Consider the following 6399-nt stretch of genomic DNA (forward strand, 5'->3'; position numbering starts at 1 on the left):
AAACAAAAAGTTACTAAAATGTTATATTTTTTTAATTTTGATTCCTTAATTCTACCAAAACTAACATAATTCTATGAGAAAATTTACTTTCATGATTTTCATGTCATTATTTTCTATTGCCAGTTTTGGACAATTGGCAATGGAAGGTTTTGAGACATGGCCCCCAACAGATTGGGGAATTTATGACAACGGTGTAGGTACTGGTACGACTACTACCTGGGTGCAAAGCCCATTAGGAAGTCCTATTCAGCCTCCTTATGAGGGCGACTATGCCGCTTACATCGCTGCTCAAAGCGTACCTTCGGGTACACCTGAAGACTGGTTGGTAACACCACAATTTACTGCGCCTGCTAACCCGCAGTTACGTTTTTATTCAAGAACGGTACAGTCAGGACCGCAAGGAACAGTTTTAAAAGTGATGATTTCTACTTCATCAGATCCGTCATCTTTGGCAGATTATACTCTTCTTGAAGAGTGGACAGATGATGATTTTGTCTCAACAGATTATACACTTGTAACTGTTAACTTGCCTGCTGATGCAGTTGGGCAGGATGTTTATGTTGCTTTTGTAAGATCTGGTAACAATGGAGATCATTGGCTGGTTGACAACGTAAGTGTTGTGCAGCAATGTTTGGCTCCAACTAACCTAACATTTTCTAACCCCGGGTTGGATAGTGTAGAGCTTAATTGGGACGCTAACGGTGCTACAGCATGGGAAATAGAGATAGTTCCTATAGATGAAGTGCCTACAGGTGTTGGAGTGCCTTATACAGGTACATTGCCATATCAGGCAACCGGGCTTGAGGCTAGTACTGTTTATAAAGCGTATGTACGTTCGGTTTGTGATTCTGAAGGAAACGTAAGTGACTGGACAAACCCGCTTAACTTTAGTACAGTGGCGCTTGGAGCAACATGTGCTGCGCCTATAGAGATTACTTCGTTACCATACTCAACTACAGATAACACAGCAGGCTATGGAGATGACTACAGCGGTTCTCCTGGTGCTTCAGGTTGTGGAACAACTAGTTCTTACCTTAACGGTGATGATGTTGTTTATGCATATACGGCACCTGCAGATGGTGTAATTAGTATTGATGCGACTAACTTAGGAAACTTTGCAGGAGCTTTTGTTTATGAAAGCTGTGATGATATAGGTGTTAACTGTATTGCTGGAGGAACCGGTAACGGTACGAACCCTATTTCTATGCCAATAATAAATGTTACAGCGGGTACTACATACTATGTTGTAATATCTACATATGCTGCACCACAATCAACACCATATACTTTAACAGTACAGGTTGTTAACTGTGCACCGCCTACAAACTTAACAGCAACAAATATTGATGACGCATCGGCAGATCTTTCATGGGATGCAAATAGTGCTACATCATGGGAAATAGCAATTCAGGACAATGGCGCGGGTATTCCTGCAGGTGCCGGTACTACAGTAACTACAAACGTTAACTTTGATGCTACTGCAAAAACAGATGGTACTCCGTTTACTCCTTCAACTAACTACGAATACTATGTAAGGGCAGACTGTGGAGACGGTACTTTTAGTGCCTGGGCAGGTCCATTTGCATTTACAACTACACAAATACCGGGCGACCTGGATTATAGTGATGATTTTGAGGCAGTATCTGGCTGGACATTAAGCAATGGTACTTCAACCAATAAATGGATTATAGGTAATGCTGTAAATAATGGCGGAACTCAATCGCTTTACATCACTAATGATGATGGTGTTTCTAACGCCTATACAAATTCATCAACTACTGTTGTTCATGCTTACAGGGATATTCAAATGCCTGCAACGATAGATGCATTAACACTTTCTTTTGATTGGAGAGCAGATGGTGAAAGTACTTATGATTACTTAAGAGTATGGTTAGTACCTGCTACATTTAATCCTACACAGGGAACATTAATTAATAACACTAACGGGGTACAGATAGGTGGCAACCATAATCAGAACGCTACCTTTACTACCGAAGAGTATTATGTTAATGCTTCTGCTTATGCAGGTCAGGTAATGAGACTTGTGTTTGAATGGAGAAACGATGGTAGTGGCGGTACAAATCCACCTGCTGCTGTAGATAACGTTAATCTTGAGTTTGTTGATTGTCCAATCCCAACAAACCTAACTGCTGGTAGCGAAACTTTAAACGGTGCTACTTTTAACTGGGACGGACCAACATCGGTAACTCCTACGTTTGACTACTATGTAAGTGAAGATAACACAGCTCCGGACGATACTACAACACCTACGGGTAACGTATCAACAGAAGATGTATCATTAAACAATTTAACTCCGTCTACAATGTACCACTTCTGGGTAAGAAGTAACTGTGGTAGCGGAAGCACAAGTTTATGGGTTGGCCCTGTAACAATTAACACGTTACAAATTCCTGCTCAGCTTGATTTTAGCGAAGACTTTGAAGGAACAATAAACTGGACATTAAATAACGGTACTCAAACTAATAAATGGATAGTTGGTACTGCTACAAGTAATGGTTCTGGAAGTTCCCTTTATATAACTAATGATGATGGTGTAACTAATGCTTACACGAATGATGCGGAATCAGTTGTTCATGCATACAGGGATATTGAGATTCCTGCGGGAGCAGAAGACTTATATCTTACTTTTGACTGGAAAGCAGAAGGAGAAAGTATCTATGATTATTTAAGAGTATGGATTGTTCCGGTTACCTATAATCCTGTAACAGGTACTCAGATTGATGGTAGTAACGGAGACCAGATAGGTGGTAACTATAATCAGAATACTTCATGGACATCTGAAGCTTTTGTTGTACCAGCTGCAGATTATGAAGGGACAACCATCCGACTTGTGTTTGAATGGATAAACGATGGCATTTTTGGAGATAACCCTCCGGCAGCTGTAGACAATGTTAACCTTTCTCTTATTACCTGTCCTGCTCCGGATAATGTAACTGCAGATAACTTAACTGAAACAACAGCAGACATTGCATGGGAAGCGCCGGAAACAATCCCGTTTTCATATGATTACTATGTTAGTACATCTGATATGGCTCCTGATGATGATACTACGCCAACAGAAAATGTTCCGGACACAAATGCTACAGCAACTAATCTGACTCCTGGTGAGATATACTATGTATGGGTAAGGAGTAACTGTGGAGCAGGGGATACTAGTTTATGGATAGGGCCTGCAATATTTGTATTACCACAGGTACCTGCACAAATGGATTTTGAAGATGACTTTGATGCTGATGAGACAAACTGGACTCTTCTGAATATGGGACAGCCTAATGTTTGGACTGTAGGGACAGCAGTAAGCAATAGCCCTGATAAATCATTATATATTACAAATGATGGTGGTGTAACTAATGCATATACCGCGAATCAAGGTTCTACAGTACATGCTTTTAGAGATATTGAAGTTCCTGCAACTATAGCAGATGCTCAGCTTTCATTTGATTGGAAATCTGCTGGAGATACATCAGAAAATGATTATTTCAGAGTATGGTTAGTACCGGTAGCCTTTACGCCTCAACCAGGTACTCAGATAACAGATGCAGACGGACTACAACTAGGTGATGATTACAGTCAAAACCCAGAGTGGACTACAGAAACACAAATCTTCAATGCTACTGCTTATGCAGGGCAAACAGTTAGATTAGTGTTTGAATGGAGAAACAATACATTTACTGAAGTACAGCCACCGGCTGCTATTGATAATGTATTATTTAAAGTTGTAACCTGTCCTCAGCCAACAGATTTAATAGCTGAAGCAGTACAGGGAGCTTCTTATATTAACCTTTCATGGACACCTACAGGTTCTGAAACACAATGGGAAGTTGTAGTTCAGGCTATGGGATCCGGTGCTCCTGGTGATGAGCCAACTACATCTGTAATTGTAACCGATGATCCTTCTTATATCGCTAACGATATTGTTTCGGGTGAGTATTATGAATTCTATGTAAGAGCTATTTGTGGAGAAGATGATTCCAGTTTATGGTCAGGACCACAATTATTCTCAATATTCAACCCGCCTGGGTGTGCTAATGTTGAGGTATTTGATCCTGAATTAGATATTATATTACCTGGGTCTGAATATATAGTTTGTCCTGATGAAGACAACTGTGTGCCGCTAAGCGCTAACTACATGCTTACTGGTGAAACTACTTCTTATGAAATAGAATCTATTGATTATGCTCCGCCATTCCCATTCACAGGAGGTACTCCGGTATCGGTTGGTACGGATGACGTATGGTCTCCGGTAGTAGAGCTTCCTTTTGAATTCTGTTTCTTTGGAGAAATCTACTCTGAAGTTATAGTTGGTTCTAACGGAGTTGTTTCTTTCGATACAACTGATGCTGAAGGATACTGTCCTTATTCATTTAACCAGACTATACCAAATACAGGATTCCCTATCCTTAATGCTATTTATGGTGTGTATCAGGATATCGATCCTAACCAGGATAATGATGTGGCTAATCCTGACATTAACTATCAGGTATTAGGTACATATCCTTGTCGTGCACTTGTAGTTAACTTCTCTGAAGTGGCTCAGTTTAGCAGTACTTGTAACAATAACCCTGATGTTGGTGCACAAACAACTCAAATTGTAATTTACGAGATCTCTAATGTAATTGAGGTTTATGTTGGTAACAGAGTACCATGTACTTCTTGGCAAAATGGTGCCGGTGTACTTGGGCTTCAAAATGCTGACGGTACTGAAGCTTATGTTCCTACAGACAGAAATACAGGTGCTTGGACTGCTACTGAAGAAGCATGGAGATTTACACCAAATGGAGACACTAATGTTGTGTTCGAATGGTTACAGGACGGAGTAACTTACAGTGACCAGAAAGATATTACTGTTTGTGTTACAGAACCTACTACACTAACTGCACGTGCTACTTATACAAACTGTAACGGTGAGCTTCTTGTTAAAGAGAGTGATGTTACAATTCGTTTAGCTGAAGAGGTTGTTGTAGATAACCTTGTAGATATTGGTATTTGTACAACAGGTGAAATAGTAACTGTAGACCTTAACGATGCTATGGTTGATTTTGTTGCAGGATTAACAAACCCTGAGAACTTTACCATAACATTCTATGAAACAGAAGAGGCTGCTATTGCAGGTGGAGATGATAACCTTGCCGATGAGCATGAAACAAATACAACTGAAACAATTTATGTAAGAGTACAGGAAACAGGAAGTGAATGTTACTATATTGGTTCATTTGAAATCGTTATTTCAGATAACCCACCACAATTTACTTTAGAAGGCGAACTGGATGTGTGTGAAGGTCAGTCCAGCACTTTAACTGTTGAGCCAATTAACTTTGATATTGCAGATGCAACTATTACATGGACACTGGACGGTGCTGATTTGCCGGAAACAGGAGCAAGCATTAATGCTACTGAGGCGGGTATTTATGAAGTAAGTGTTGTTGTTGACTGTGAGGCTACTGAAGCAGTAACTGTTATTGTTCATGAATCTCCGGTTGCCGATTTACTTGACAATGTGACAGAATGTGATGTTTATGTGCTTCCTGCACTAAGTGATAATAATAATTATTATACAGGTCCTGACGGAACAGGTGATATGCTTGCTGTGGGTGATGAAATAACAACAGATCAAACTATCTATATCTATGCTCAGGTTGAAGGTTTGGAATGTACAGATGAAACAAGTTTCATTGTGGATATAGTTCCTACTCCAGCTTTAACTATTGCAGCAGGTTGTGAGGATAACCTTTATATTTTAGAAGTTTCTTTAGGAGAAGACTATACTGAAGCTGATGTTGTTATTGAATGGACTGATTCAACAGGTGCTATTGTTGGAACAGGTACTTCTGTTGTTGCAGAAGAACCGGGAGAATATACCGTGACGGTGACTCCTACAGGAGACGTAAGCTGTCCGGCAGTTCTTTCTGAAACTGTAGATACTGTTGCCTGTATGATTCCTAAAGGTATCTCTCCAAATGGGGATACACTGAACGATAACTTCGATCTTACAGGGTTTAATGTAAGAAAGATAAGCATTTTTAACCGCTATGGTAAAGAGGTGTTTACCCAAGGAGCTTATACTAACGAATGGTATGGTCAGGACAAAAAAGGTAATGAACTGCCAACAGGTACTTACTATTACTCTATCGAACTAGGTAATGGTGATAGTAAAACCGGATGGGTTTACATTAACAGAGAAGAATAAGAAGAAAACCAAAGCTAAGGGAGGCTTTGTCTCCCTTGGTTTACTAATTATTAACACAAAAGACACATGAAGAAAATATACCTAGCGGCGCTTGTTGCGCTGTGCGGCCTGGCGGATGTTTCTGCCCAGCAGGATCCGCACTACACGCAGTACATGTATAACATGAACGTGATCAACCCTGCCTATGCGGG

Annotated in this window: 2 protein-coding genes; both read left to right on the forward strand. The window is 40.3% G+C overall.

Going from position 1 to position 6399, the window contains the following annotated elements; genetic code table 11:
- Positions 1 to 73 precede the first annotated feature (73 nt).
- A complete protein-coding gene (locus ABS768_RS10115; RefSeq protein ID WP_408074845.1) occupies positions 74 to 6208 on the forward strand; it encodes a fibronectin type III domain-containing protein in 6135 nt (2044 codons plus the stop codon).
- 66 nt (positions 6209 to 6274) lie between these two features.
- A partial coding sequence (locus ABS768_RS10120) for a type IX secretion system membrane protein PorP/SprF (RefSeq protein WP_408074855.1) occupies positions 6275 to 6399 on the forward strand: 125 nt, incomplete at its 3' end.

This window comes from Flavobacterium rhizophilum, assembly GCF_046000485.1.
Classification (GTDB): domain Bacteria; phylum Bacteroidota; class Bacteroidia; order Flavobacteriales; family Flavobacteriaceae; genus Flavobacterium; species Flavobacterium rhizophilum.

Excerpts from the sequence above, each read along its gene's own strand:
- ABS768_RS10115 (WP_408074845.1), top strand. The coding sequence starts at position 74 with ATGAGAAAATTTACTTTCATGATTTTCATGTCATTATTTTCTATTGCC.